Annotated in this window: 23 protein-coding genes and 7 tRNA genes; 19 read left to right on the top strand and 11 right to left on the bottom strand. The window is 31.7% G+C overall.

Features of this window, described 5'->3' with window-relative positions; all coding sequences use genetic code 11:
- Positions 1–402 precede the first annotated feature (402 nt).
- The 4 genes from DMR38_RS21305 (at position 403) to DMR38_RS21290 (ending at position 5,901) form a co-directional block, all read left to right on the top strand.
- Complete coding sequence (locus DMR38_RS21305) at positions 403–1,782, top strand: APC family permease (protein WP_127723718.1); 1,380 nt, start codon at positions 403–405, stop codon at positions 1,780–1,782.
- A 41-nt stretch (positions 1,783–1,823) separates the two neighbouring features.
- Complete coding sequence (gene aguA, locus DMR38_RS21300; RefSeq protein ID WP_127723716.1) at positions 1,824–2,921, top strand: agmatine deiminase; 1,098 nt, start codon at positions 1,824–1,826, stop codon at positions 2,919–2,921.
- A gap of 171 nt (positions 2,922–3,092) precedes the next feature.
- Positions 3,093–5,186 carry a methyl-accepting chemotaxis protein gene (locus DMR38_RS21295; RefSeq protein WP_127723714.1) on the top strand — a complete coding sequence of 698 codons (2,094 nt, stop codon included), beginning with the start codon at positions 3,093–3,095 and terminating at the stop codon, positions 5,184–5,186.
- A gap of 214 nt (positions 5,187–5,400) precedes the next feature.
- Positions 5,401–5,901, top strand: coding sequence for a hypothetical protein (locus DMR38_RS21290; protein ID WP_127723712.1), 501 nt, complete (start codon positions 5,401–5,403; stop codon positions 5,899–5,901).
- 69 nt (positions 5,902–5,970) lie between these two features.
- On the opposite strand, the gene DMR38_RS21285 is transcribed toward DMR38_RS21290, so the two are convergent.
- A complete protein-coding gene (locus DMR38_RS21285) occupies positions 5,971–6,366 on the bottom strand; it encodes a response regulator (protein ID WP_127723710.1) in 396 nt (131 codons plus the stop codon).
- 11 nt (positions 6,367–6,377) lie between these two features.
- Entirely contained in the window at positions 6,378–7,133 is a 756-nt protein-coding gene (locus DMR38_RS21280; protein ID WP_127723708.1) for a TSUP family transporter, read from the bottom strand.
- 174 nt (positions 7,134–7,307) lie between these two features.
- On the opposite strand from DMR38_RS21280, the gene DMR38_RS21275 reads away from it, so the two are divergent.
- Positions 7,308–8,171, top strand: a complete 864-nt coding sequence (locus tag DMR38_RS21275) for a LysR family transcriptional regulator (RefSeq protein ID WP_127723706.1) — start codon at positions 7,308–7,310, stop codon at positions 8,169–8,171.
- 6 nt (positions 8,172–8,177) lie between these two features.
- Here the strand turns inward: DMR38_RS21275 and DMR38_RS21270 are convergent, their stop codons facing one another.
- On the bottom strand, positions 8,178–8,501 hold the full coding sequence (locus DMR38_RS21270) for a cupin domain-containing protein (RefSeq protein ID WP_127723704.1): 324 nt from the start codon (positions 8,499–8,501) through the stop codon (positions 8,178–8,180).
- A gap of 67 nt (positions 8,502–8,568) precedes the next feature.
- Between DMR38_RS21270 and DMR38_RS21265 the strand changes: the two genes are divergently transcribed.
- Positions 8,569–8,832: a hypothetical protein gene (locus DMR38_RS21265; RefSeq protein WP_127723702.1), complete on the top strand. Its 264-nt coding sequence runs from the start codon at positions 8,569–8,571 to the stop codon at positions 8,830–8,832.
- 197 nt (positions 8,833–9,029) lie between these two features.
- Here DMR38_RS21265 and DMR38_RS21260 read toward each other — a convergent pair whose 3' ends face one another.
- Together DMR38_RS21260 and DMR38_RS21255 are read right to left on the bottom strand one after the other, a co-directional pair.
- Positions 9,030–10,334: a M18 family aminopeptidase gene (locus tag DMR38_RS21260; RefSeq protein ID WP_127723700.1), complete on the bottom strand. Its 1,305-nt coding sequence runs from the start codon at positions 10,332–10,334 to the stop codon at positions 9,030–9,032.
- Positions 10,335–10,374: 40 nt separating this feature from the next.
- Positions 10,375–11,457, bottom strand: coding sequence for an FAD:protein FMN transferase (locus DMR38_RS21255; RefSeq protein WP_127723698.1), 1,083 nt, complete (start codon positions 11,455–11,457; stop codon positions 10,375–10,377).
- A gap of 103 nt (positions 11,458–11,560) precedes the next feature.
- Between DMR38_RS21255 and DMR38_RS21250 the strand changes: the two genes are divergently transcribed.
- A complete protein-coding gene (locus DMR38_RS21250) occupies positions 11,561–12,790 on the top strand; it encodes an Nramp family divalent metal transporter (protein ID WP_127723696.1) in 1,230 nt (409 codons plus the stop codon).
- A 61-nt stretch (positions 12,791–12,851) separates the two neighbouring features.
- On the opposite strand, the gene hydF is transcribed toward DMR38_RS21250, so the two are convergent.
- From hydF to DMR38_RS21235, 3 genes are all read right to left on the bottom strand, one after another.
- On the bottom strand, positions 12,852–14,087 hold the full coding sequence (gene hydF, locus DMR38_RS21245) for a [FeFe] hydrogenase H-cluster maturation GTPase HydF (RefSeq protein ID WP_127723694.1): 1,236 nt from the start codon (positions 14,085–14,087) through the stop codon (positions 12,852–12,854).
- 19 nt (positions 14,088–14,106) lie between these two features.
- The gene (locus DMR38_RS21240; protein ID WP_127723692.1) at positions 14,107–15,504 is read right to left on the bottom strand and encodes an aspartate ammonia-lyase; all 1,398 of its coding nucleotides are present in this window, start codon (positions 15,502–15,504) and stop codon (positions 14,107–14,109) included.
- A gap of 160 nt (positions 15,505–15,664) precedes the next feature.
- Complete coding sequence (locus DMR38_RS21235) at positions 15,665–15,958, bottom strand: hypothetical protein (protein WP_127723690.1); 294 nt, start codon at positions 15,956–15,958, stop codon at positions 15,665–15,667.
- A 176-nt stretch (positions 15,959–16,134) separates the two neighbouring features.
- On the opposite strand from DMR38_RS21235, the gene DMR38_RS21230 reads away from it, so the two are divergent.
- The 3 genes from DMR38_RS21230 to DMR38_RS21220 all read left to right on the top strand — a co-directional run bounded on the left by DMR38_RS21230 (position 16,135) and on the right by DMR38_RS21220 (position 19,797).
- The gene (locus DMR38_RS21230; RefSeq protein ID WP_127723688.1) at positions 16,135–17,538 is read left to right on the top strand and encodes an FAD-dependent protein; all 1,404 of its coding nucleotides are present in this window, start codon (positions 16,135–16,137) and stop codon (positions 17,536–17,538) included.
- Between the two features lie 64 nt (positions 17,539–17,602).
- Positions 17,603–18,889 (top strand): adenylosuccinate synthase, encoded by a 1,287-nt coding sequence (locus DMR38_RS21225; RefSeq protein ID WP_127723686.1) that lies wholly within the window; start codon positions 17,603–17,605, stop codon positions 18,887–18,889.
- Between the two features lie 152 nt (positions 18,890–19,041).
- A complete protein-coding gene (locus tag DMR38_RS21220) occupies positions 19,042–19,797 on the top strand; it encodes an acyl-ACP thioesterase domain-containing protein (protein WP_127723684.1) in 756 nt (251 codons plus the stop codon).
- A gap of 24 nt (positions 19,798–19,821) precedes the next feature.
- Here DMR38_RS21220 and DMR38_RS21215 read toward each other — a convergent pair whose 3' ends face one another.
- The gene (locus tag DMR38_RS21215; protein WP_127723682.1) at positions 19,822–21,051 is read right to left on the bottom strand and encodes an NAD(P)/FAD-dependent oxidoreductase; all 1,230 of its coding nucleotides are present in this window, start codon (positions 21,049–21,051) and stop codon (positions 19,822–19,824) included.
- Between the two features lie 342 nt (positions 21,052–21,393).
- Between DMR38_RS21215 and DMR38_RS21210 the strand changes: the two genes are divergently transcribed.
- The 9 genes from DMR38_RS21210 to DMR38_RS21170 all read left to right on the top strand — a co-directional run bounded on the left by DMR38_RS21210 (position 21,394) and on the right by DMR38_RS21170 (position 23,674).
- Positions 21,394–21,771: a CoA-binding protein gene (locus tag DMR38_RS21210; RefSeq protein ID WP_127723680.1), complete on the top strand. Its 378-nt coding sequence runs from the start codon at positions 21,394–21,396 to the stop codon at positions 21,769–21,771.
- Positions 21,772–21,911: 140 nt separating this feature from the next.
- On the top strand, positions 21,912–22,727 hold the full coding sequence (locus DMR38_RS21205) for a pyruvate, water dikinase regulatory protein (RefSeq protein ID WP_127723678.1): 816 nt from the start codon (positions 21,912–21,914) through the stop codon (positions 22,725–22,727).
- Positions 22,728–22,953: 226 nt separating this feature from the next.
- Positions 22,954–23,028, top strand: a tRNA-Glu gene (locus tag DMR38_RS21200).
- A 15-nt stretch (positions 23,029–23,043) separates the two neighbouring features.
- A tRNA-Val gene (locus DMR38_RS21195) sits at positions 23,044–23,119 on the top strand.
- A 5-nt stretch (positions 23,120–23,124) separates the two neighbouring features.
- Positions 23,125–23,201 (top strand) — tRNA-Asp (locus DMR38_RS21190).
- Between the two features lie 144 nt (positions 23,202–23,345).
- Positions 23,346–23,420, top strand: a tRNA-Glu gene (locus DMR38_RS21185).
- A 15-nt stretch (positions 23,421–23,435) separates the two neighbouring features.
- Positions 23,436–23,511, top strand: a tRNA-Val gene (locus DMR38_RS21180).
- A gap of 5 nt (positions 23,512–23,516) precedes the next feature.
- Positions 23,517–23,593: transfer RNA gene (locus DMR38_RS21175), tRNA-Asp, on the top strand.
- A 5-nt stretch (positions 23,594–23,598) separates the two neighbouring features.
- Positions 23,599–23,674 (top strand) — tRNA-Thr (locus DMR38_RS21170).
- Between the two features lie 36 nt (positions 23,675–23,710).
- Here DMR38_RS21170 and DMR38_RS21165 read toward each other — a convergent pair.
- Both DMR38_RS21165 and DMR38_RS21160 read right to left on the bottom strand, forming a co-directional pair.
- Entirely contained in the window at positions 23,711–24,697 is a 987-nt protein-coding gene (locus DMR38_RS21165; protein ID WP_127723676.1) for an ATP-binding protein, read from the bottom strand.
- Positions 24,690–25,688, bottom strand: coding sequence for a DnaD domain protein (locus DMR38_RS21160; RefSeq protein ID WP_127723674.1), 999 nt, complete (start codon positions 25,686–25,688; stop codon positions 24,690–24,692). The genes DMR38_RS21165 and DMR38_RS21160 overlap by 8 nt, the downstream gene beginning before the upstream one ends.
- Between the last annotated feature and the right edge of the window lie 228 nt (positions 25,689–25,916).

Below are 25,916 nucleotides of genomic sequence, written 5' to 3'. Positions count from 1 at the left end.
GTAAAATACAATTAGATGATATTGTATTTTATATTTAAAGTATATAGTTTTATCATATATTTCAATATGAAATGCATTTTTAAATCCAGAAACCTAGATATAATACGGTGTTTATATATTTTTATGTCACTTTGACATAATTTTTTAAATTAGTATAAAAAAAAGCCTTGAATTCGCGCGATTCAAGGCTTTTTTTTATTGGCACGAGGATTGCTTAATAAAAATATTGTAAACATTTAAATGTAGTAATATGAAAAATAAAATTTAGGCCCTAAAAATAATCCAAATTATGCTATTTCCGGAATGTAGTGTAATGAATAAAGGTTATATAAAACAATATGTAAACAATTTATAAGAACAAGAAGCGAAGAGAAAATTAAAGTAGGAAAGGAGAAATTTAAAATGGATAATGATAAAAAAAAGTTTAGGATGTTTGATGTCATTTTAACAGTTATATGTGTAGTATTTGTAGCAGAAGCAGCTGCTCCTGTAGCTGCAATTGGAAATCAGCAGTTCTTTTGGTGGATATTACTTATAGTGGCATTTTTATTACCTTATGGATTAATAGCAGTAGAACTTGGTACGACTTATGAGGGACAAGGAGGTATGTATGATTGGGTAAAGAGAGCTTTTGGAAATAGAATGGCATCTAGGACAGCTTGGTATTACTGGCTTAATTTTCCACTATGGATGGCTTCTCTGGCCGTTATGATACCTCAGATTTTACAAATAATTACAGGCGCCGCAATACCAACATTGCCAACAATTATAATAGAACTTGCATTTATTTGGATTGTTGTATTTATTAGCTTTTATCCAGTAAGTGATAGTGTATGGATTCTTAATGGAGCAGCAGTTCTAAAAATGCTTTTGGCACTCACACTTGGAGGTCTAGGAATTTATGGCGCTATGACACATGGTGTGGCTAATCCATTTACCCTAAGGTCCTTTTTACCAACTTTGGATATGAAGAGTATATCACTTATTTCAGTAATAATATTCAATATGTTGGGATTTGAAGTTGTATGTACTTTTACAGATAGCATGGAAAACCCAAAAAAGCAAATTCCACAGGCAATTATTATCGGTGGTATTGTTATAGCTGCAATTTATATATTTTCAAGTTTTGGTATTAGTGCTGCAATACCTACATCTCAAATTAGCACAAGCAGTGGAATGATTGATGCTCTTCAGATATTGACAGGCCAAAAAACTGGAATGTTTATTGGAGTTATGGCTTTTATATTTATGCTTACATTGTTTGGAAATATGATTTCATGGTCATTAGGTGTTAATAATGTAGTTCAATATGCGGCAGAAGATGGAAATATGCCAAAAGTATTTATTGGAAAGAGTAAAAAAAATGGTATGCCTATAGGAGTATCTATAATGAATGGTATTGTTGCAACTGTTGTTGTTGTAATTGCACCATTTATACCTAATCAAGATTTATTTTGGAGCTTTTTTGCTTTAAATTTAGTTATGTTTTTGTCAAGCTATATACCAATGTTTCCAGCTTTCTTAAAGCTTCGTAAAATTGATTCTGATAAGGAAAGACCATTTAAGGTTGGTGGAAGTAATTTTGTTATTAAGCTAGCAGCATATGCTCCAATGATAATAGCTATAATAGCTATCATTTTGACTGCTGTACCATTATCTGCAGATGATGTTGGAGCAAAATTGCCGATTACAATAGGAGCTATTATAGGTTATGGATTTGAAGAAATTTTTATAAGAGTGAAAAAAATTAGAAATGAAGAACTAGTAAAGCAAAATCAATAATTAACATAAAATATTGATCTAAAATTAGGAGGGTTATAATTATGACAAAAAGAATTGAAGGAACAACACCAAAACAGGATGGATACAGAATGCCTGGAGAATTTGAAAAACATACAAGGACTTGGATGTTATGGCCAGAAAGACCAGATAACTGGAGAGATGGAGCAAAACCTGCACAGAAAGCATACGCTGAAGTAGCAAAAGCTATCAATAAGTTTGAACCAGTTACTATGTGTGTTTCTAAAGAACAATATGCAAATTGCCGTGAGCAGTTACCATCAGAAATTAGAGTAGTTGAAATAGCAAGTAATGATTCTTGGATTCGTGATTGTGGTCCTTCTTTTGTAATTAATGATAAGGGCGAAATTAGAGGATGTGACTGGGAATTCAATGCATGGGGTGGCCTTGTAGATGGACTTTATTTCCCTTGGGACCAAGATGATTTAGTAGCACGTAAGGTATGTGAAATTGAGGGAATTGATACATACAGAACTACAGGTTTTGTATTAGAAGGAGGGTCAATTCATATAGATGGAGAAGGTACAGTAATAACAACTGAAATGTGTTTATTAAGTGAAGGTCGTAACCCTCACATGAGTAAAGAAGAAATAGAGAAAAAGCTTTGCGATTATTTGAATTGTGAAAAAGTAATTTGGGTTAAAGATGGTATTGATCCAGAAGAAACTAATGGACACATTGATGATGTAGCTTGTTTCATACGTCCTGGAGAAGTAGCTTGTATTTATACAGACGATAAGAAAAATCCATTCTACGAAGAGGCACAGGCAGCATACAAGACTTTATGTGAAGCAACAGATGCAAAGGGACGTAAATTAAAGGTTCACAAATTGTGTTTACCAGAAAAACCAGTTACAATTTCAGGTGACTTTGCTATAGATGCCATTGAAGGAACTATGCCAAGAGAAGACGGAGACATTTGTATTGCTTCATATATGAATTTCTTAATTGTAAATGGTGGGGTTATTGTTCCTCAGTATGGAGATGAAAATGATGCATTAGCATTGAAACAGGTTCAAGCTATGTTCCCAGAACGTAAGGCAGTTGGAGTTAATACTCGAGAAGTAGTATATGGTGGAGGAAATATTCACTGCATTACACAACAACAACCAGCAGTTTAAAATGTATTGAGAGTTTATGATACTACAATCACAAATGTAGAAAAAATGTAAAATAGAATATAGCCTTTTCAAATTGACCCAGTGGAATGATTTAAATTTAAAGTTTCACTGGGTATTAATTTAAAAAAGTACATGAAATGAACTTAGTCCGTTAAGGAGGAAGGTTTCGAGTTGAAGAATAAAATCATAACAAAAATAGTTTCTACTATAGTAGTTTGTTTTATTTTAGTTGCTATTATAGTAGGTGGTGTTAGCATTATAAAATCAACACAGGTAATTAAATCGGAAGCAATTGACAAGTTGTTGAATATAGCATCCAGTAAAGGAAATGAATATTCTATACAACCTATTAAAATGGAAAGTACGGTAGATGAACTGTCAAAAGCAATTCTTCAGAGTATTGACGTTTCAAAGATTAATGATACAAATTATATGAATGAATATGAAAATAATATAGGGCTACTAATGAAAAGCCTAGGTGAAAATAATAAAAATATTGTAGATTTATATATAAATTTTGATCCAGAATTTACAGGAGGACATGAAACTTATGATATAGGGTATGAATATGACAATGTGAAAAACCAAGGTAATATTAAATTTAATTTATACACACTTGCAGACTATAAAAAAGGCGATAGTAAAATGTCCTGGTATTATGATCCTATTAAGTCAAGGAAAGGACTATGGTCTAAACCCTATGTTGATTCTTTAAGAAATATAAATGTAATATCATATACTGTGCCTATATATCTTAACAATGTACTAGTAGGGGTAGTAGGAGCAGATATGTCTTTTGAGGGTTTAAAAAGCTTGATATTAAATACAAGAGTGTATGATACTGGTAGGGCATTTTTGTTAAGCAGCGACTATACTTTTATAGTTGATAAAAGCATAACATATAAATATAATTTAGGTACTATGAATGGCGGAAAATATAAAAATGTAATAAGTAAAATAAAAAATAATAAGTCATCGGTTATTGAAATAAACTTTGAAGGGCAAAAAATGTTATTTGCATATTATACCGCATATAATGGACAAATTGTAGGGATTATTGTTCCTAGTAAAGAAGTACTTAAGAGTTTAAATAACACGATATATACAATTTTAGGAGCTATTATAATAGGAATAATATTTTCAACAGTTGCTGCATTATGTATGGGAAAAAGAATATCTAAACCAATAGAAGTGGCAACTGACTTTATTACTAAAATGGCCAAGTTAGACTTAACAAAAAATGATTGTTCTAATTTAAATATTATAATATCTAATAAAAATGAAATAGGTATTATGGGAAACAGTTTGGAGTTACTTAGGAAGGAACTATTAGAAACAGTCCAAACGATAGAGCAACATTCTACAGAAATTGTACAATATTTGGATTGTATGACTGTGTCTTCATCACAGACAACATCTTCTATTGCTGTTATTACGAAAACTATTAATGAACTGGCCAAAGGAACTAGAGAACAAGTAGATAAAATACAAAATAGCTTTTACAAATTAAATTTACTTGCTAGTGATATAGAAAAATCTGTTTTAAGTATTTCTAATCTTGGAAAGTACTCAAAGGAAATGAAAAAAATGCAGGGGCAAGGTTGTGAATCTATTGAAGCACTTAATGAAAATTTGAACAAAAATGATAAGATCTCAAAAAATTTAGGTAATAATATAGATAATTTATGCAAAAAATCAAATTTGATAGGTGAAATTATGTCTACAATTAATTCTATTGCAGAGCAAACAAATCTTTTAGCTTTAAATGCGTCTATTGAGGCGTCTAGGGCTGGAGAAAGTGGTAAGGGGTTTGCGGTTGTTGCAGATGAAATTAAAAAACTTGCAGATAGTTCTCTTGATGAAACTCGTAAAATAGGTAAGATATTGAACGAAATACAAGAAGAAATAGCTTTAAATAAGGATAATATGGATGAAGCTAAAATTACCGGTATGGAAGTGAATAAGTCAATGGTGTTATGCATGAAATCATTTCAATTTATCGGTAAATCAATTTCTAATACTATGCTTCAAATTGAAGACTTAGAATGTAATATTAATGAGGTTAATGAAAGCAAAGATCATTTGATTAGGTCGAATGAAGAAATATCTACAATAATAGAAAAATCATCATCATCAACAGAAGAAGTTGCAGCAATAATGGAGGAGCAAGAATCAGCTGTTGAGAATATAGTTGAATCTATAGAGAAAATAAATACCCTGGCAGTAACGTTAGATGGAATAGTTCAGAGGTTTAAAATTGTTTAAAAGATTAAATGTGTAGCTTTATAAGACTTTCAATGTAAAGTTAGGTGGTAATTTGACAGAGTAAAATTACAGGTTTTAAATATAGAAACATCCACTTGCCTATTGTAGCAATATTTACAGCAGGTTAGGGATGCTTTTTTTGTCACAAAAAGTAATAAGAAGAAATTAAATAGAACAAACTAGTATATGGACTTATACATGAGAGGTGTTTTGTTTGAAATATAAAAAGAACAAGATAATCCATTTTTTCATATTTGGAAGTATTTATTTAAATGTAGAGATAATTTCTAGAGCATGCTGTGGTGCATTAACAGGCTTTAGTGGTATTTGTAAATGGAGTTTGTGCGGGTGGACGTCCCTTTGGATGTTTCCTATAGGAGGATTGTGTGCTGCATTAATTGGAAGCTTAAATGATAGACCTGAATATTATAATTTGAAAATGTGGCAGCAGGTTATAATGGGAGGTTCTTTAATTTGTATAGTAGAACTACTTACAGGAGTATTTTTTAACTTATATTTGCATTTTAATTTATGGGACTATTCACAAGAAAAATTTAACTTTATGGGACAAATATGTTTAAAAAACAGTATTTACTGGTATGTATTAAGTATTGTAGTAATATGGTTTGATGATGTTTTATCTTACTATTTTTATGAAGGAGAAAAACCATCAAGTTTATTAAGCTATTTTGTAAAGTTAGTTAAGCTGCAATAAAAAATACTTATATATGATTTTTAACTTAGTGTATACAGTAGTAGAAAAGAATTTTTACTTTGTATATAATTAGAATTTCAAATTTTTGAATATATTTTTAGCATTTCTTAGACATTTTTTAAATTGTGTAAGTTTAATTACTTTTTTAAGAATTTCTATTATTTCAGAGGAATATATCGGTTTAACAATGTAATATTCAATTCCAAGAGAATATGATTTGGCAATAACTTCTTTATCCCTTATTTGTGAAACTATGATGATTTCCCCGCTAAATAAATTAGTTAATTTGTGCAATCTTTCAAGGCTGCGATTAGCAGGTTTTGCTAGTTCCATAATAAGTATATCTGCTTTTTCGTAATCCAACAAATGATTGCTTTGAATAATTTTACCTAAGCCATTATTCTCAATAATTTCAGCTAATGGACAATAAGTCGCTTTATCATTACTTATAATAAGAAAATTCATAGCATCACCTTCTATGGTACCATACTATAAAGTAGTTTAACCGCTATAGTTAGAGACATAGTAACAAAAATAGGTTTTATGAGTTTAGAACCTTTCATTAAAGCGATTCTTGTCCCAAGATTTGCACCTATTATCATGCATAATGCGATGGGGATACCTATCTTATAATTAATTTCTCCCCTTATTGCAAATACGAGTACAGAAGCAATATTACCTACAAAGTTCATTACTTTACAATTTCCGCTGGCTCTTACAAAATCAAATTTGTATATGCTTACAAGTCCAAAAATTAGGAAAGTACCTACACCAGCACCTAGAAAACCATCATAAAATCCTAAAGATAAAGCAAGAATAATGCCTAAACATATATTCTTTGATGATATATGATTAAATTTATCTTCAAGTCCTATATTTTTAGAAAATAAGCTATACAACCCTACAAATAGTAATAATATAGGCACTATTACATTGAGGTAACTTGATTTTATGCTAAGTACAACATTTACCCCTAAAGTAGCCCCGATAAAACTGAAAGGAAGTAAATACTTTAGTATTTTAAAGTCTACCTTTTTAGATCGAGCAAATTTAATTGAGCTAGAAAGTGTTGAGCAGCAAGAAGTAAATTTATTTGTCCCTAATGCTAGGTGAGGGGGAATACCTATTAGTAAGAAGGCAGGCAAACTTATTATTCCACCTCCGCCAGATATAGAATCTACAATAGCTGAAAAAAAGCAGGCTATACATAAAAAGGTTAAGTTGTTAGTCATAGATACCCTCCTTAGAATGAATAAATGGTAGTTTAGTTTTAGATTTTTTACAAAGTAATATGGTTAAATTTTCATGTATAATTATAACAAAGAAAATTACATACAAAAAATATATAAAAAGTATTACAATTATATTAATAAAATATAACTGTAATTTGGGAAGTGATTATTTATATGGACATCAAACAGCTAAAATATTTTCTTGCAATTGCAAAAGAGAAAAATATAACGAAAGCTGCTGAAAAGCTATATATGGCTCAACCTCCACTTAGCTATCAATTGAAATTACTTGAGGAGGAGTTGGGTGTTAAGCTTATAGAGAGAAATACTCATAAAATACAGTTAACAGATGTAGGTAAGAGATTACAATACCGTGCTGAGCAAATGTTAAAATTAATGGAAACTACTGAAAAAGAATTAAAAGATATAAATGAAGGTCTCCAAGGAACATTATCAATTGGTACAGTACCATCTTCAGGAGCAGCGCTTTTACCAGATAGAATTCAAAAGTTTTATAAAAAATATCCAGATATTGATTTTCAAATATGGGATGGAAATACTCATAGAGTATTAGAATTACTAAAGAGTGGAATAATAGAAATTGGAATTATACGAACACCATTTAATGGAGAAATTTTTGAATCTATATGTTTACCAAAGGAGTCAATGGTAGCTGCTAGTAGCAATTTAAATTGGAATGAAAAACAGAATTATATAGGGATGACTGAACTTGCAAACAAATCTCTAGTAATAGATAGGAGATTTGAAGATGTCATAGTTAAGGCATGCCGCAAGGAAGGATTTGAACCTAAGATTATTTGCAGAGGAGATGACGTCAGGTCAATATTATTATGGGCAAGTACTGGAATAGGAACAGCTATTGTACCTGAGGCTGCTATTGGACTTATTCCCAATTCAAATTTGAATTATAAGAAAATTAAACTAGTTTCTGTGGAAACACAGACAGCTATAATATGGATGAAAAATCAATATTTGTCCTCAGCAGCCAGACACTTTTTAAAAACTTTTAAGGTGTAAAGTGAGTTAATGTTTTACTACAGTTAAAAGCATTTTGAATCTTTCTACAGCTTTTAGTCCATGAGGGATGTCAGAAGGCATTATTATAGTTTCACCTGATTTTAAAATAAAAACATTACCACCTATTGTAATTTCAGCTGTGCCATCTAGTATTTGAACCATAGCGTCACCAGAAGTCACATGCGTACTTATACCTTCACCTTTGTCTAGTGAAAATAAAGTAATATTTGAAGTAGGTATTTGAGCTATAGTTTTACTTATGACTTGACCTTCTTGGTAAGAGATAAGATCTTTCAAATCAAGTACCTTTGAAAATTCTATATTCTTCATTTAAAGTTAAGAATTTAGTTCAAAATCAAACTGTTATAGTGGATAAAACTATAATTCTTTTGAAGAAATGACTTCTTCTATAGAGACAATAAGACCACTAGTTAAAGATGTGAATGAATCTTTAGAGTCTACCAATAATTCCAAGAATGATATTGTTGGAAAAGTTGAAGCTGTAACTGCTGTATTTGAAGAAACATCAGCTTCATCGGAAGAAATAGCAGCATCTTCAGAGGAAATGTTAGCCTCATCTGAAAGTGTTGCAAAACTTTCAGAACAGCTAGAAGAAATGGTAGATAAATTTAATGAGCAGATAAGTAAATTTAAATGTTAAAATAAACAGAGTTCTAAGCATCAGATGGAGTTTTGACTCCACCTGATGCTTAGAAATCGTTATCTAGGGACGTAGCTGCTCTTTACTACAACTTGGAGAAAAGTAGATGTCCCAAATTCTTAGATTTGGTGATAGTTGCTTTACAGAGTGCGTGGGAGTATTAGAGCAGGTAGTCATCGGATAAATTATATAAAATATTATAGATCGTAAAATTTATTGAAAGATTCTAAGGCATACACATAATCTTTTATGCCACCTAATTCTCTTACAGAATGCATGGATAATATGGCTAAGCCCATGTCTAAGGATGTCATGTTTATATGGCTTGAAGATATTGGACCTATAGTTGAACCTCCTCTTTCGTCAGACCTATTCACAAATACTTGAACAGGAACTCCAGCTTTGCAGCATATATTTTTGTATATGGCACTGGATACGGCGTCTGTAGTATAACTTTGACTGGCACTTATTTTTATAATAGGGCCTTTATTTATAATAGGTCTGTTTACAGGGTCAGATTTCTCTTCATAGTTTGGATGTAGTGCATGACCTAAATCACAGGATATTATAAATGATTTTGATATAGCTCTGTAAAAATCATCTTTGCTTTTGCCGAGATTGAAAGCTATTCTTTCTAATATAGACAAGAGCATAGGTGAATTTGCTCCCTGTTTTGTGGTGCTTCCAACTTCTTCATTATCAAAGCATACCATTACATTTGTAGTATTTTTAATCTTACTATTTGAAATTGCTTTTATTCCTGAATAAACCATGCTTAAATCATCCAGTCTTCCCGAGGATATAAATTCCTGGTCAGCTCCTATTATGCTGCCTTTTTCAAATTCGTATAGGAATAAGTCAAAATCCAATATATCTTCTTCGGGTACTGAAAGTTCCTCACTTATAATTTGAGTAAGGTAATGCCCATGTTTGAATTTGTTATTTACTAGTGATAAAAGAGGGAGCATATGCTTTTGCCTATTTAATTCAACACCTGAATTTATATTCCTATTCATATGTATTGCTAAGTTTGGTATTATCATGAGAGGTCTTTTTATGTTTAAAAGTTTTATCTCAGGATGAAATGAGTCTTTACCTTTTAGAACAATCCTTCCTGCTAATGAAAGAGGTCTGTCCATCCACGTATTTAATATTGGGCCTCCGTATACTTCTGTATTTAGCTTTACATAAGCACCTTCTACTTCTATGTCTGAATTTGGTTTTACTCTAAAGCTGGGTGAATCAGTATGAGCTCCTATTATTCTAAACCCCTCATTTTCAAGTTCGCCTTTTCCAACTGTAAAAGCAATAAGGGCAGATTGATTTTTAGTTACAAAATATTTACCTCCCTTTTTTATTTTTAAGGCGTCCCCCTCTTCAATTTCTACAAATCCAAATTTTTTAAGTTCAGATACAGCATTTTTTACTGCGTGAAAGGAAGTTGGACTTTCGTAAATATAATTTATAAGTTCTTTAGCCTGTTCAATTTCATGATTTTTCATAATGTCCTCCTTTTAAAATTCAATAGATAATGAATCTATGTTAATTTGCCATTTTAAAATTTTTATTTAAATCAGAAAATTTATCTTTAAATTTTGATGATGTGTAAATCTTATTATCTTTAGTGGTAACTTCGCAAGATATACCAGGTGTTTTGTTTACCAAATTTACGCCTTCTTTAGGGCCTAATTCAAATATAAGTAGAGACATGATGTCGGCTATGGTATTATTATCAGAGATATTGTTGTCAACTATAACAGTTACACTCATAACTCCAGTATCTACAGGATATCCTGTTGAGGGATCAAGTATATGGTGATATCTTTTACCATTTTTTATAAAATATCTTTCATAATCACCTGAGGTAGACAGTGCTTGATTTGATATTTTAACTGTCCCTAGCATATCATCACCTCTAGGGTTTTTAATTCCTATTCCCCAAGGGGAGTTACTTTCATTTTTACCAACTGCATATATAGAACTTGAGCCTAAATCTATAAGTCCGTTTTTTATATTATATTTTTTGTAAATTTTTAATACTTCATCAGCAGCAAAACCTTTAGCAATTCCACCTAAATCTAAAGCCATGCCAGGCTGAGCCAGCATAACACTGTTACTTTTTTCATCAATTTTGATCTTATTATATCCCACCAGTGGCAATTTAGATTTAATTTCTGAATCAGATGGCAATCTTGCTTTGTCAGTGCCTATTCCCCATAGGTTTACTATAGGACCTACTGTAATATCCCACTTACCATTACTTATTTTTGAATATTTTTGTGAGAGTTTTATCATTTTAATTATTTCAGGATTAACCTTTACATAATTTTTGCCTGAAGCATTGTTGATTTTCATAATATCACTGCTATTTACAGTAGTACTTGCCATATCATTTAGTTGATACAATTTTTTAACACTTTCATCTACTGCTTTCTGGGCATTAGGGCCATAGGCCTTTAAATCCATTGGCGTATCCATCGTTATTATGTTTTTTTCATAGAGCTGATTATTAGAAGTATTATTGTAAGAACATGAACTAAGTAGTAAAATGAATGACAGACAAACTATTAGTTTTAAAACATGGAATTTTATCTGTGAACTGCATTTTTCACCATTTCGTAACATTTTACATCACCTCATATGTTATATTATATATGACTCATGTTTGTACAGCAACTAAAGCAAAAGCTGTATAATTTATGTACATATAAAAATAGGAGAACAAAATATGAAAAAGAAAAATAAGTTTCTATTGATATTAAGCATAATTGGTCCTGGATTAATCACTGTAAATGCAGGAAATGATGCAGGTGGTATTACTACTTATGCGACTATTGGAGCATCCTATGGTTACAATATGCTTTGGGGACTGTTATTAATAACATTTAGCTTATCTGTTATACAGGAAATGAATGCTAGAATGGCTGTTGTGACAGGAAAGGGGCTTTCTGATTTAATCAGAGAAAATTTTAGCGTTAAGCTTGCTTTTTTTGCAATGCTAATTTTATTTGTTGCTAATTTTGGTGTTTGTGTAGGTGATTTTGCCGGTATAGCTGCTAGCATGGATATGTTTGGAATAAATAAATATATTTCTGTTCCTGTAATGGCGTTTGTTGTTTGGTTTCTTATTACAAAAGGTTCCTATTCAAATATAGAAAAGATATTTTTAGCTTTTACACTTGTGTTTTTTTCTTATATAATAACTTGTTTTATAGAAAAACCAGATTGGAATCATGTAATAAGAGCAACTTTTACCCCTACTTTAAAATTTGACAGTGGATTTATTTTGGCATTTATAGGAATGATAGGTACTACAATTACTCCATATATGCAGTTTTATCTTCAATCTTCTGTAGTAGATAAGGGATTGCAAATAAAAGACTATAAATATGAAAAATTGGACGTATATTTAGGCTCTATTTGGGGAAATTTGGTTGCATTTTTTATAATAATATGTACTGCTGTGACTTTATACAAAGCAGGAATAAAAATAGATAGTGCCAGCCAAGCTGCACAGGCACTTAAGCCGCTAGCAGGAAACTATGCGTCAATTCTATTTGGAGTTGGACTTTTCGGAGCATCTGTGCTTGCATGTATGGTTATTCCTTTATCTACTTCATATGCGATATGTGAATGTTTTGGACTTGAAAGCGGATTAGATCATAAGTATAAGGAATCACCTGCTTTTTATGGTATTTTTACTTTTATGATAATATTTAGTTCAATAATAGTATTGATACCTAATGTATCATTAGTAGGAGTTATGCTTGTTACCCAACAGCTTGCAGGAATTTTATGTCCTATTATATTAGTATTTATGGTATTACTTACTAATAATAAAGAACTTATGGGAGAATATGTTAACAATGGATTACAAAATATTATCATATGGGTAACTGTAATATTTATAATTGTTCTTTCATTAATTCTTTTTGTTTCACCCTTTATTAAAATTTAGTATATAAAAAAATTGGCAAGAAAAAATCAGCGGGAAAATTGCAGCCGCTGATTTTTTTAGGTCAATTTTCATCATCCCATGCCATTTTAGCTAGTGGAAATGGTTTTAAAGCTCTATCTAGTATACCCTGGACATATGCAATGAGTATGCCATAGTTTACAATAGGGACATTAAGTTCTTTTGCAGTATTTATTCTATAAAGCATTGCAGCTCTATTTAACATGCAAGCACCGCAGTGAACTACTAAGGCATATTTTTTTATTTCTTCTGTAAAGGAAACGCCAGATGAAAATTCAAAATCTATTTTTTTACCGGTAATTTGTCGTATCCATCTAGGGATTTTTACTTTACCTATATCATCAGATTGTCTGTGGTGAGTGCAGCCTTCTGCAATAAGTACTTTGTCCCCATCCTTTAATTTCTTTACAGCTTTTACTCCTTTTATAAGTTCTACTAGGTCTCCTTTGCATCTTGCAAATAGTATAGAAAAGGAAGTCATCAATATATCTTTTGGAGTATCTGCTGCTACTTTTAAAAATACCTGAGAATCTGTAACTACTATTTTAGGCTTTTTGCCTAAATTTTGTAAGGTTTCTCTAAGTTCGAATTCTTTAGTTACCACCGCAGTAGCATCACTTTCCAGCACATCTCTTATGGTTTGCTGCTGAGGGAGAATAAGTCTTCCTTTAGGAGCTGCTTTATCTATTGGAGTTACAAGGACCACAAAATCTCCAGGGTTTATTAAATCACCAATTACTTTAAATTTATCTTCACTTTGAGGTTGTGCAGCTATTATTTGATTTTTTAACTCAAGTATACCTTTTCCTTTAAGTGCAGATACCTTTACAATTGGTATTTTGAGTTCTTTTCTCATATGTTCTACATCTAAATCTTTTATATCAACAGCATCGATTTTGTTTAAGACTCCTATAAGGGGAATTTTTTTATTTTTTATTTGATTTATTATAGACTCGTCATAATCTGTAATTCCAACAGTTGAATCTATTACAATTATTGATATGTCAGTTTTATTTAAAATACTTAATGTTTTTTCTTTTCTAAGTTCGCCAAGCTCGCCCTCATCATCAAGGCCTGCGGTATCTATTATTACACAGGGTCCTATAGGAAGTATTTCCATAGATTTATAAACTGGATCTGTAGTAGTACCCCTTACATCAGATACGATGGCTATATCTTGTCCTGTTAAGGCGTTTATAATACTTGATTTGCCAGCATTCCTTTTGCCAAAGAGTGCTATATGTGTTCTTACTGAACGAGGTGTTTCGTTTAAACTCATGAGTAATCTCCTCCTATGTTTATTTACCAGGTATACCTGGTTTTGTTAGCTGATATGGGTTTATTATTTCATCTATTTTTTCCTTAGGCAGTATTTTTTCTTCATATAGAATTTCTTTTATAGTTTTATGATTTTTCAAGGATTTCTTTGCAAGTTCACTAGCCTTATCATAACCTATGTAATGTACTAATGCAGTTACTAGTGCTGTGGAATTTTCAAGATTTTTTTTACAATTTTCTTCATTTACTTTGATTTCGCTGATGCACTTTTCTCTAAATAGTGTAACTGTTTTTTCTAAAAGTTCTAGAGATTCAAGTAGACATTCTGCAATGAGTGGAGTAAATGCATTTAACTCCAATTGACCTGAACTGCTGGCCATAGTAATTGCTGTGTCGTTTGATATTACTCGCATACTTACCTGTGCTACCATTTCAGCTATGACTGGGTTGACTTTTCCTGGCATGATAGTTGAACCTGCTTGCACCTTTGGAAGAATGATTTCTCCGATTCCTCCCCGGGGTCCCGAATTTAAAAGCCTTAAATCATTTGAGATTTTTAAAAGATTGCAGGCTAGGGATTTTAAAAGTCCTGAGACCTCAACAAATACGTCGCAATTTTGAGTAACATCCATAGGATAATCGGAACGGGCAATTCCGAGGCCGGTTAAGTCTTGAAGTACATCGGTTATCTTATATATAAATTTATTAGTCGCATTAAGGCCTGTACCTATAGCGGTACCGCCTATGTTGATTTCCCTGAGTCTTTCTTCTACTTTATATATTCTCCATCTATCTCGTGCGATTGCTTTGGCGTAAGCCCCAAAACCTTGTCCTACCATCATGGGAAGCGCATCCATTAGCTGAGTTCTACCTAATTTCAATATATCTGAAAAATCGTTTTCTTTAACTTGAAGTTCTTCCTGAAGATCGGACAAACAACTGCTTAATTTTCTTATGCGTCGTATAGCTGCAATCCTAAGAGCAGTAGGATAAACATCATTTGTAGATTGAGACATATTTACGTCATTTAAAGGATGTACTAATGAGTAATCTCCCTTTTCACCGCCTAGTAACTCTATAGCTCTATTTGCTATGACTTCATTTACATTCATATTTGTGGATGTGCCGGCTCCACCTTGAAATGAACTTAACTTAAATTGATTGTCAAATTTGCCACCGATAACTTCTTCACTAGCTTTAATTATAGCATCAGCTTTTTCAATTTTAAGTTCTCCTAAATCTTTATTGACTAGAGCAGCTGCTTTTTTTATGAGCGCAATTTCTTTAACTAAATTTAAATTAATGGTTTTACCCTGTAAATTAAAATTTTCTAAAGCTCTTTCAGTATTAATACCGAAATAGGAAGAGGCTTCAACTTCCTTTTCTCCAAGTAAATCTTTTTCTATTCTAAAGTTCACATTTTATCCCCCTTAAGTTAATAACTAAAATTTAACTTATTAATATTTTATAACAAAAAAGCTAAAAATAAAATAGAATGCAGTTTTGAAGAGAAATATAAAAATAAGCACTTAAATTTAATTAAGTACTTATTTTTAAGAGGTATAGAAGTATTAAGATTTACCAATCCCAGTCGTCAAAATCAATTGGGAATATAATTGGGAATATGAATGGAGAATATGGCATTCTGCGTCTACGTCTGCGTCTTCTTCTTCTCCTTCTTCCACGTTGTCTGTATAAATCATCTCCTGATTCAGCAAAATTGTCCTCTTCATCAATCATTTCTGGATTGTAGGGGCAGTTATATACAGGGCAGTAATAAGTAGGGGAAGAAGCATAAGTATCTTTATCAGCATGATCATAATATTGGATGTTTTCTTCTTTATCATTTGAGTTATTTTGACTGGTATTCATTTAATGCCTCCATAAGATTTACTATATTATCATAGTATGATGAAAGGGAAAACTTGTTACAAAAAATTTAACTATGGAGTTTTACGAATTTTATTATTATATTAATAAAAATTATTCGTGCTTTTCTGTTGACTGTAACATACAATTTTGATACCATATTGTAGGAGGGATGCTACTTGAAAGAAAAATATGATGTAATAATAGTTGGAGCTGGTCCTGCGGGAATATTTACTGCTTTAGAAATTACAAAGCTTAACAAAAATCTGAGTGTACTTATAATTGATAAAGGCAGAAATATAGAAGATAGAAAGTGTCCGGCTAGGATAAATGGAAAGTGTGTAAATTGCAATCCATGTGGTATTACTTCTGGCTGGTCAGGTGCAGGAGCTTTTTCTGATGGAAAGCTTTCTTTAAGCCCAGAAGTCGGGGGTAGAATTTTAGAGTATTTTTCAGAAGATGAATGTAAAAAATTAATAAAATATTGTGATGATATATATTTAAATTTTGGAGCTAACAAGGTTGTATATGGATTAAACAATGAAAATATAGATAAGATAAAGTATGAAGCAAGCAAATATAATATTCGTCTTATACAGTGTCCTGTTAGGCACCTGGGAACAGAGTTAGCCTATGAAGTACTGAAAAAAATGTATTACCATCTTTTAGATAACACAAACACTGAATTTAGTGAACTTACTACAGTAGATGAGATATTAGTAGAAGATGATAGTGTGATTGGAGTTTGTGTGGAAAACAAGGATGGTAGGAAAAAGGTTTTAGCAGATCATGTAGTAGTTGCTCCAGGCAGGGGCGGTGCAGAATGGTTTTCAAATCAATCTAAAAAGTTAGAGTTAAAAACTACAAATAATGCTGTAGATATAGGTGTTCGAGTTGAAGTACCAAATTCAATAATGGATCACTTGACTAAAGACTTATATGAAGCGAAACTTGTATATTATTCTGATACTTTTGATAATAAGGTTAGAACTTTTTGCATGAACCCAGGTGGTGTAGTATCAGAAGAGCACTATGATGGTACCATAGCAGTTGTAAATGGGCATAGTTATGAAGAAAAAGAGTTGAGAACAGAAAATACAAACTTTGCAATGCTCGTTTCTACATCTTTTACGGAACCTTTCAATCAACCTATAACTTATGGTAAGTATATTGCAAAGCTTGGAAATATGCTTACTGGAAATGGCATAATGGTGCAAAGACTGGGTGATTTATTAAATGGAAGAAGAACTGATTATTCAAGACTTAAAAAATCTACTACTATTCCAACTTTGAAATCAGCAGTGCCTGGAGATTTAAGTTATGTTTTACCTCAGAGATATCTTACATCCATAGTTGAGGCACTAAAAGCTTTTAACAATGTAGCACCAGGACTTTATAGTAAAAATACACTTTTATATGGTGTGGAGGTAAAATTCTATTCTAGTAAATGTGACACAAATGATAAGTTTGAAACTTCTATAAAGAATCTATATGCCATAGGAGACGGTGCAGGTATTACAAGAGGACTTATGCAGGCATCAGTAACAGGTGTAGTAGTTGGAAGAGACATAGTTAGCAAGTAATTGTAAATTATTATATATTATTTTGAAAGATTTGGGTTATACAAAAAAAGGGGAGGAAATTCTCATGTCAGCATTTATTGTTTTAGGATCCCAATGGGGTGATGAAGGAAAAGGAAAGATGACAGATTATCTTGCAAAAGGGGCAGATGTTGTTGTTAGGTTTCAAGGCGGAAATAATGCAGGTCATACAGTTGAAGTAGGTGATAAGCAATACAAACTTCATCTTGTACCATCTGGAATATTGTATAAAGATAAGGTGAATGTAATAGGAAATGGAGTAGTACTTGATCCAAAAGCATTATTTGAAGAAATGGATTATTTAAAAGACCTAGGAGTAGACATATCACCTGACAATTTAATAATAAGTGATAGAGCCCAGCTTATTATGCCTTACCATAAGGTATTAGACGGTATAAAAGAGAGGGCAAGGGGTAAAAAAGATATAGGAACTACAGGAAAAGGAATTGGACCGTGCTATACGGATAAGATGGAAAGAAGCGGCATAAGAGTTTGTGACCTTATGCACCAGAATATATTTGAAGAAAATCTAAGAGAAAATTTAAAAATAAAGAATGACATAATAACTAAGGTTTATGGAGAAAAGGCTCTTGACTTTGATACTATATACAATGAATATATTGATTATGCAAAGAGATTAGCTCCTTATGTTAAAGATATATCTGTAGAAGTATATAATAGTATAAAAGCTGAAAAAAAAGTATTATTTGAAGGGGCACAGGGTAGTTTACTTGATATAGACTATGGAACTTATCCTTATGTTACATCTTCAAGCACTATTGCTGGCGGAGTATGTATTGGTTCAGGAATAGGCCCTACTATGATAACAGGAGCAGTAGGTATTGCAAAGGCGTATACTACAAGAGTAGGAAAAGGACCTTTCCCTACAGAGCTTTTTGACAAAACAGGAGAATGGATTAGGGAAAATGGTCATGAATATGGAGTTACTACAGGAAGAGCTAGAAGATGTGGATGGCTAGATCTAGTAATACTTAAGACTAGCAGTAGAGTTTCTGGACTTACAAGCTTTGCTATTACAAAGATAGATACTTTAGCAGGGCTTGAAAAGGTAAAAGCATGTGTAGGATATAAATTTAATGGAAAAGTTATAGATTATATACCTGCAAGTTTAGAAGATTTAGCTAAATGTGAACCTGTATATGAAGAATTTGAAGGTTGGGGCAGGGAAATAGAAAATGCCAAAACTTATGACGAGCTACCAGAGAATGCTAAAAAGTATTTAAGTAGAATAGAAGAATCTACGGGAACAAAGGTATCTATAGTATCTGTTGGACCAAGAAGAGATCAGACAATAGATGTAAGCGAAATATAAATTAAACTTATCACCCTTAAATAAATTTATTAAATTAAGTTTATTTAAGGGTGAATTTTTGATTTCTAGCAATTTTATTCTACAGAAAAAATGGAAATTATATTATAATATAGATATGATAAAAATTTCTAAGATAAGGAGGGTAAATAAAATTGGAAAATGTAGTTACTGAAAAAGAATATGAAGTCCAATACTATGAAATAGATTTTAGAAAGAAATTGCTTGTAACAAGCCTTATGAATTATTTTGAAGATGTATCTACAAAACAATCAGAAGACATAGGAGGAGGACTAGATTACTTAAAACAGACTGGAGTAGCCTGGGTACTATATAAATGGGATATACATATTAATAGGCATCCTAATTATGGTGAAAAAATAGCAGTTCAAACTAAAGCATATTCCTTTAGAAAGTTCTATGGATATAGGACCTTTAAGGTTTTAGATGATAAGGGAAATGTCATTGCATCAGCCAATTCAATATGGCTTCTTATAGATAAGGAAAAACGTAAAGTAATCAGGATAACTGAAGATATGTATAAAATGTATGGTGTAGCTGAAAATGATATAAAACGGTTGATTATTAAAAAGATAAAGTTACCAGAACAGTTTGACATAGAAAAAAGTTTTGATGTAAGGTACAGTGACATAGATACCAACAGGCATGTCAATAATGTTAAGTATGTAGATTGGATTGTGGAAACTATACCTCTTGATATAGTACTTAATTTTAATATAAAAAATCTAAATATAACTTATGAAAAAGAGGCATTATATGGAGAAAAAATAAAAATATATACTGAACTGAAAAAGAAAGAAAATAGTTATATATCTCTGCATAAGATAGTGGATGAAGAGGAAAAAGAATTATCAGCGATAGAAGCGGTTTGGGAGAAGAATGAAGAATAAAAAGCAGAGAAAAAGGCTGATGAATTATGTTTCAGCAGCACTTTTCCCTGCAGTAAATCCCGAACTCCAGGCCCATTGTAAATTAAAACCACCACAGTCACCATCCACATCCAAAATTTCTCCTGCTAAATATAAATTTTTTACTTTTTTTGATTCCAAAGTAATGCTGTTTACTTGAGCGGTGTCTACTCCGCCACAGGTAACTTGAGAATTTTTAAAGGAATTAGTGTCATATACTGTAAATTCCCAGGATTTGAGTAAGTGACATATATTCTTTTTTTCCTGCCAGTTTAATTCACTACATGGTTTGTGAATATCTTCAATGGACGATTCTCTTAAAAGTATAGGTATGATTTTTTTATTTATTACTCCTATGAATGAGTCGAATATACTTCTGTAACCAAAAGTTCCCCAACGATTTTCTAAGAATTCTACTAAATCCTTTTCTTCAAAATCTGGAAGCATGTCAATTTTAATTTTAACGGACTTTTTATTAAATAAATTACATGAGGCTATGCGACTTATGTCAAGTATAGGTGGCCCTGATATTCCGTAATCTGTAAATAATATTTCTCCATATTCTCTTTTTTGCATTATATTATCCACAACTATGTATACATACCCATTGAATTTTACTCCCGATAGGGCTTTTAAATGATTATAGCTTAATTTCAACTGTACAAGGCCAGGAAGGGGCGGTATTATACTGTGGCCAAGGCTTTTACATAGGGTAAATCCCGAACCGTCAGATCCTGTATTAGGGGCAGATTTTCCACCTGTACATAATATTAGTTTATTACATTCGTAAATTTGATCATTACAGTATATTTTAAAGGATTTTTTATTAAAGGATATATTACCGACTTTTGAATTTAAATAAACAGGTATATTTCGATCTTCAATAGCCATTTTCAATATATCTAGTACGGAGGATGATTGAAGAGAAAGAGGATACATCCTTCCGTTTTCCAAAGTTGTAATTGGAAGACCTAGTGAATTAAAAAAGTTTATTGTGTCGTCAAGGGAAAAATTATTTAAGACATTTTTAAAAAAACTAGCATTATTACTGTGATATCTGCAAAAATCTATATTTTTATTAGTTATATTACATCTACCATTTCCAGTTGATAATATTTTACTCCCTATCCTATTTTTGAATTCTAAAATTGCTACGTCTTTTCCTCTGTCTTTTGTCGTAATTGCAGCCATGATACCAGAAGCACCTGCACCAATTACTATGATTTCATGAAACATGTAGATACATCTCCTATTTAACAAAATTCATTTATCCGATCACTACCATTGCTAACACCCCCCATCTTTTATCAAAGTGGGGGATAAGCACTGCTACGTGCCTGGATAAGTTCTCCTAAGGTTCAGCTGGAGAAAGCCATCCTTATAAGAAAGCTCCATCTGAACCTAAGAATCACTTGATAGTTATATTTTAACTTACTTGTACTTTTTTTAATACAATTTGCAAAAAAATATATATTTAACTGCAGTTTGTAATATAATAAAAACAACATTATAAACATGAACGAGATAAAATTTTATTTCTATAATCTTATATATTTTGTAAAAAGGAGTGCTGTCCAAATGGAAGCTGCTAATTTCCTATACTATAAGAACTGGGTAGTAGTTGGCGATGTGTCTAATGAAGAAAAATATGCTTTTAAAATATTAAGTTCTCTTAAGGGCGCAATGTATAATGCAGAGGGAGTGAATCCTAGAGATGATAGTGGGAAGGTACACAAATCTTTAAGTGAAATACCTTTTAAAGTAGATGTACTTGATTTGTGCATAAATCCTAAGACTGGTATTGATATAGTTAAAGAAGCTTTTCAAATTGGCATAGACAAAATATTAATACAGCCAGGTGCAGAAAGTGAAGAAATATTAAATTTCTGCAGTAACAATGCAATTGATGCAGTAAAAGGATGTGCACTTGTAGAACTTACGAAAAAACATCAATGAATCTTACTTAGTGGGAGTTCGGTTTCTCCCACTAAGTCTATATGAATTATCTAGGGGCGTAGATACTGTTAGCTCCCACTTTTATCAAAGTGGGAGTGTTTACAGTAGGTAGCCATCAGATAAAGTTTAGGGGGTTTTTTATGCTTAAAATATATGCAGTTTCTGACTCTATAGGTGAGACTGCAGAACTTGTTGCTAAAGGTGCTGCTAGCCAATTTTATTCAGAGATAGAAGTACACAGGGTACCTTATATAAAGAGTTATGAGGATGTAAATGAATTTATAAATGGGTTAGAAAGCAAAGAAAATATCATGGTTATATCTACAATAGTCCTTGTAGAAGTAAGAGAATTTCTAGTTCAAAGGTGTGTAGAATGTGGTATTCCTATAAATAATATTTTAGGACCTTGTATAAGTATGGTATCAAGGATACTAAATAAAATACCTGAATATAGGCCAGGTGCTGTATGGGAAATAGATTCTGAGTATTATAAAAAGGTAGAGGCAGTAGAATTTGCCATAAAATATGATGATAGCAAGGATAATTCAGGAATAAAGTATGCAGATGTTGTTCTTTTAGGCCTTTCTAGAACTTCTAAAACACCACTTTGTATGTATCTTGCAAATAAGGGAATAAAAGCTTTGAACATACCGCTTATGCCCGAGGTACCTGTACCAGAGGAGCTATTTGACATTGATAGAAAAAAGATTGTAGCCCTTACTATAGATCCAGTGCACTTAATAGAAGTAAGAAAACATAGAATAGATAGATACAATACTATATCTAATAGATTTAAGTATGCAAATGAAGAAAGGGTTCTTCAGGAACTGGAATTTTCAGATAAGGTTATAAGAAGATTGAGGTGTAAGGTAATAGATGTGACAAAAAGGGCAATAGAGGATACAGCATTAATTATAATGGAGTATATAGGATACATAGAATCAAAAGGTTATTAAAGTACAAATTTTATTATAAGAAAGCTGTTTTTTTGCTTTTATATTCAAAATCATATAAGAAATTTCAAATTATAAAATTGACCTCATGCGTTGATACATAAGGAATCGTGAAGAAAAGTTCAAAGATGTCCAATAAAATATCACAAAAAAGTATTGACACTTTATAAAAAATTTTGTATTATAGTGTATGTCAGGTCGTTAGGTACGACTTAATAAAACAGTATAAGGCCCCTTGGTCAAGTGGTTAAGACACCACCCTTTCACGGTGGTAACAGCAGTTCAAGTCTGCTAGGGGTCACCAAGAGTAAGTATATGTGGGCGCATAGCTCAGCTGGGAGAGCATCTGCCTTACAAGCAGAGGGTCACAGGTTCGAGCCCTGTTGTGCCCACCACATATGGCTCAGTAGCTCAGCTGGTTAGAGTGCCGGCCTGTCACGCCGGAGGTCAAGGGTTCGATCCCCTCCTGAGTCGCCATTATCTATGGTTATGCATAGAGTTGATTTTTAAGTTTAACTTAAAGAGAAGTCTACACTTAAGGTGAGGTTTACTTGTTTAAGTTAAAGCTCTTAACTTATGCTGTGTAGTAATAGTTAGAGATTTACATTGACAATTGAATAAGGCCCCTTGGTCAAGTGGTTAAGACACCACCCTTTCACGGTGGTAACAGCAGTTCAAGTCTGCTAGGGGTCACCAAGAATAAGTATATGTGGGCGCATAGCTCAGCTGGGAGAGCATCTGCCTTACAAGCAGAGGGTCACAGGTTCGAGCCCTGTTGTGCCCACCACATATGGCTCAGTAGCTCAGCTGGTTAGAGTGCCGGCCTGTCACGCCGGAGGTCAAGGGTTCGATCCCCTCCTGAGTCGCCATATGTGCTGGCATGGCTCAGCAGGTAGAGCAACTGACTTGTAATCAGTAGGTCGTGGGTTCGATTCCTACTGCCAGCACCAAAAATAAGAATGTATTTTTAATACATTCTTATTTTTTTATTTGAAATTTTTATTTTGAATATTTTGTTTTATTCTTATGTCTTCTCCGAAAAACTTATACAAAGTAAATTCTCCAAGCAACCTAGAAGAAATTCTCTCTGAATAGCATTTTAAAATTTCTTCTAAGTCATAGTTTGTAGATACAAGCATTTTACTTTGTTTCAATAATTTTTTATTTAAAAGGTTAAATAGTTCAGTTTTAGAAAAGTCCGTTATTTGCTCAGAGCCTAAATCATCTATTATGAGTAAATCACAATTCATTAAAATATCTTCTAATTCTATGTTATTGTTGAATCTTATATCTCTTAGGTCTTTAATCAAGGATTCAGAAGTTCTATAAATTACTAAAAAACCTCTGTCTATCAATTCTTTTGATATACAATTTGACAAGAAGGTCTTTCCCGTTCCGGCAGATCCATAAAATAATAAATTTTCGCTGTAGTTAGAAAAGTTTTCTATGTATTTCCACGATGTGGATGCTATTGTTTCTATATTTTTTCTAGGACTTGTAGGGTTTCCTTCACTTTTGGTGGAGGAATATAGCTGAAAGTTAAAGTTATCGAAGTTATTCTTAGCTAACATATTTTTGAAGTCAGAATTGCTGTAGTAAAGTTTAATAAGTTTTTGTTTGTAGCAGTCGCATTTTTTGTTTCCAATGAATCCAGTATCTTTGCATTTATCACATTTATAGGACATATCTAAATAATTTACAGGATAATTATTAGATGTTAAAATATGAGCTTTTTTTATCCTTAAATATGAAATTTTTTGGTGAAGTTCCTTTAAGTAAATATCCTTGTTTGAGACATTGTTTAATATATTTATTGATAATTTTAAGGAAAGTCTACCTATTTGATTTTGTATGTTTAATACTTCAGGTAGTTTTTTTTTAATTTCTTCCTTTCGAAAGCCTAAAGCTTTTCTATCATCGTCTCTTATTTTTTCATATATTTTCATTATATTAGAGTGATAGCTCTTAATCATTCTTATCCCATCCTAGTAGTTTTTTTTCTAAGTCTTTAAAGTCATAGTTTCTTTGTTTAAAATTGTTGAAAGTTCCTTTTGAACTTTTATTTTCTGTAATTCTATTTACATTTTTAAAATTGCCTTTATTTACTTTCTTTGAATCCTTTTTTTCTATATCTTCTAATGTCTTAATTTTATCTTTATTCCAGCTTGTTAATATTCCATCAATATATTTAAAGTCAGCCTTATTTATTCTTTGAAAGCATATATCACAAGCTTTATATATAATTTCAACTGAGAAATTGTAAACCTGAATCCATTTAGAAAGTAAATCCTCTTGGGGTTTCATTATTTCTCCATCTTTTATACCAAGATAGCCTAAAATTTTTCTTATTTTAATCCATTTATCTTCATGTTTTTTTATAAAAGACTGGGCATCATTTATATCTCTTATTTTAGCGTCAAACCAGGATATTGCAGTTTTTTCTATATATCTGCTGTTGGTTTTTCCTTTTAAAGCACAGTATTGAACTAAAAGAAGTATAATCTCTGGAGAAAAATTAAAATCATTTAACCAACTTATGTACATAGTCATTTCTTTTGAAGATAAGGTCCTACCTAAGGATTTTTCTATATCTTCAAGCATATCTTTAATAGAAGTTTTATTTAATTCTTCAAGTAAATTTATATCATCTTCTTTCTCATTGTCTCTATCTGATAAATCTAAGAATTCTATATTATAGTTTCCCATATTGTCAACGGGTACCATTTTAATAACATTTTCGTCATTCCAGTAGTTCCAAGCGTTTAATACATCTGTTTCTAAAAGATGCAAAGCACTTGCAACAATTTGAGAGCTAACTCCTAATTCACCTGATTTGCAATATTTTAGCCCAAGCAGGTATACTTTAACAAATTCCCCTCGGGCTTTAGGCATAAACTTATCTATAAAAACGTTGCTTACAGGAGTATAGTTAGCTTCAGCAGTCTTAAATACAAAAGTACTCATATATTTTTTACCTACCTTTTATAAGCTTTGTTTTAAAAAGCTATCATATAAATATTATAACAAAATATAAAAAGTATAACAATGTAATACTTTTGGGATTATTTTCTATATTTAAGTTTACTAACGTTTGAATTTATTATATTATAGAGTTTAAAGGCATAGTTTTAAACTATTTTGTTTTAAATATTATATTAAAATTACTTGATTATACTAAGGTAAATAGGATAA

The sequence above is a fragment of the Clostridium sp. AWRP genome, from assembly GCF_004006395.2.
GTDB lineage: Bacteria > Bacillota > Clostridia > Clostridiales > Clostridiaceae > Clostridium_B.
Note: the sequence above shows the minus strand (reverse complement) of the source record. Positions and strands in the feature narration are given on the sequence as shown.

Coding starts and splice junctions, on each gene's coding strand:
- DMR38_RS21280 (WP_127723708.1), bottom strand. CDS start 7,133: ATGACTAACAACTTAACCTTTTTATGTATAGCCTGCTTTTTTTCAGCT.
- DMR38_RS21275 (WP_127723706.1), top strand. CDS start 7,308: ATGGACATCAAACAGCTAAAATATTTTCTTGCAATTGCAAAAGAGAAA.
- DMR38_RS21225 (WP_127723686.1), top strand. CDS start 17,603: ATGTCAGCATTTATTGTTTTAGGATCCCAATGGGGTGATGAAGGAAAA.
- DMR38_RS21165 (WP_127723676.1), bottom strand. CDS start 24,697: ATGATTAAGAGCTATCACTCTAATATAATGAAAATATATGAAAAAATA.
- DMR38_RS21285 (WP_127723710.1), bottom strand. CDS start 6,366: ATGAATTTTCTTATTATAAGTAATGATAAAGCGACTTATTGTCCATTA.
- DMR38_RS21260 (WP_127723700.1), bottom strand. CDS start 10,334: ATGAAAAATCATGAAATTGAACAGGCTAAAGAACTTATAAATTATATT.
- aguA (WP_127723716.1), top strand. CDS start 1,824: ATGACAAAAAGAATTGAAGGAACAACACCAAAACAGGATGGATACAGA.
- DMR38_RS21255 (WP_127723698.1), bottom strand. CDS start 11,457: ATGTTACGAAATGGTGAAAAATGCAGTTCACAGATAAAATTCCATGTT.
- DMR38_RS21160 (WP_127723674.1), bottom strand. CDS start 25,688: ATGAGTACTTTTGTATTTAAGACTGCTGAAGCTAACTATACTCCTGTA.
- DMR38_RS21235 (WP_127723690.1), bottom strand. CDS start 15,958: ATGAATACCAGTCAAAATAACTCAAATGATAAAGAAGAAAACATCCAA.
- DMR38_RS21270 (WP_127723704.1), bottom strand. CDS start 8,501: ATGAAGAATATAGAATTTTCAAAGGTACTTGATTTGAAAGATCTTATC.
- DMR38_RS21215 (WP_127723682.1), bottom strand. CDS start 21,051: ATGTTTCATGAAATCATAGTAATTGGTGCAGGTGCTTCTGGTATCATG.
- hydF (WP_127723694.1), bottom strand. CDS start 14,087: ATGAGTTTAAACGAAACACCTCGTTCAGTAAGAACACATATAGCACTC.
- DMR38_RS21305 (WP_127723718.1), top strand. CDS start 403: ATGGATAATGATAAAAAAAAGTTTAGGATGTTTGATGTCATTTTAACA.
- DMR38_RS21210 (WP_127723680.1), top strand. CDS start 21,394: ATGGAAGCTGCTAATTTCCTATACTATAAGAACTGGGTAGTAGTTGGC.
- DMR38_RS21250 (WP_127723696.1), top strand. CDS start 11,561: ATGAAAAAGAAAAATAAGTTTCTATTGATATTAAGCATAATTGGTCCT.
- DMR38_RS21265 (WP_127723702.1), top strand. CDS start 8,569: ATGACTTCTTCTATAGAGACAATAAGACCACTAGTTAAAGATGTGAAT.
- DMR38_RS21205 (WP_127723678.1), top strand. CDS start 21,912: ATGCTTAAAATATATGCAGTTTCTGACTCTATAGGTGAGACTGCAGAA.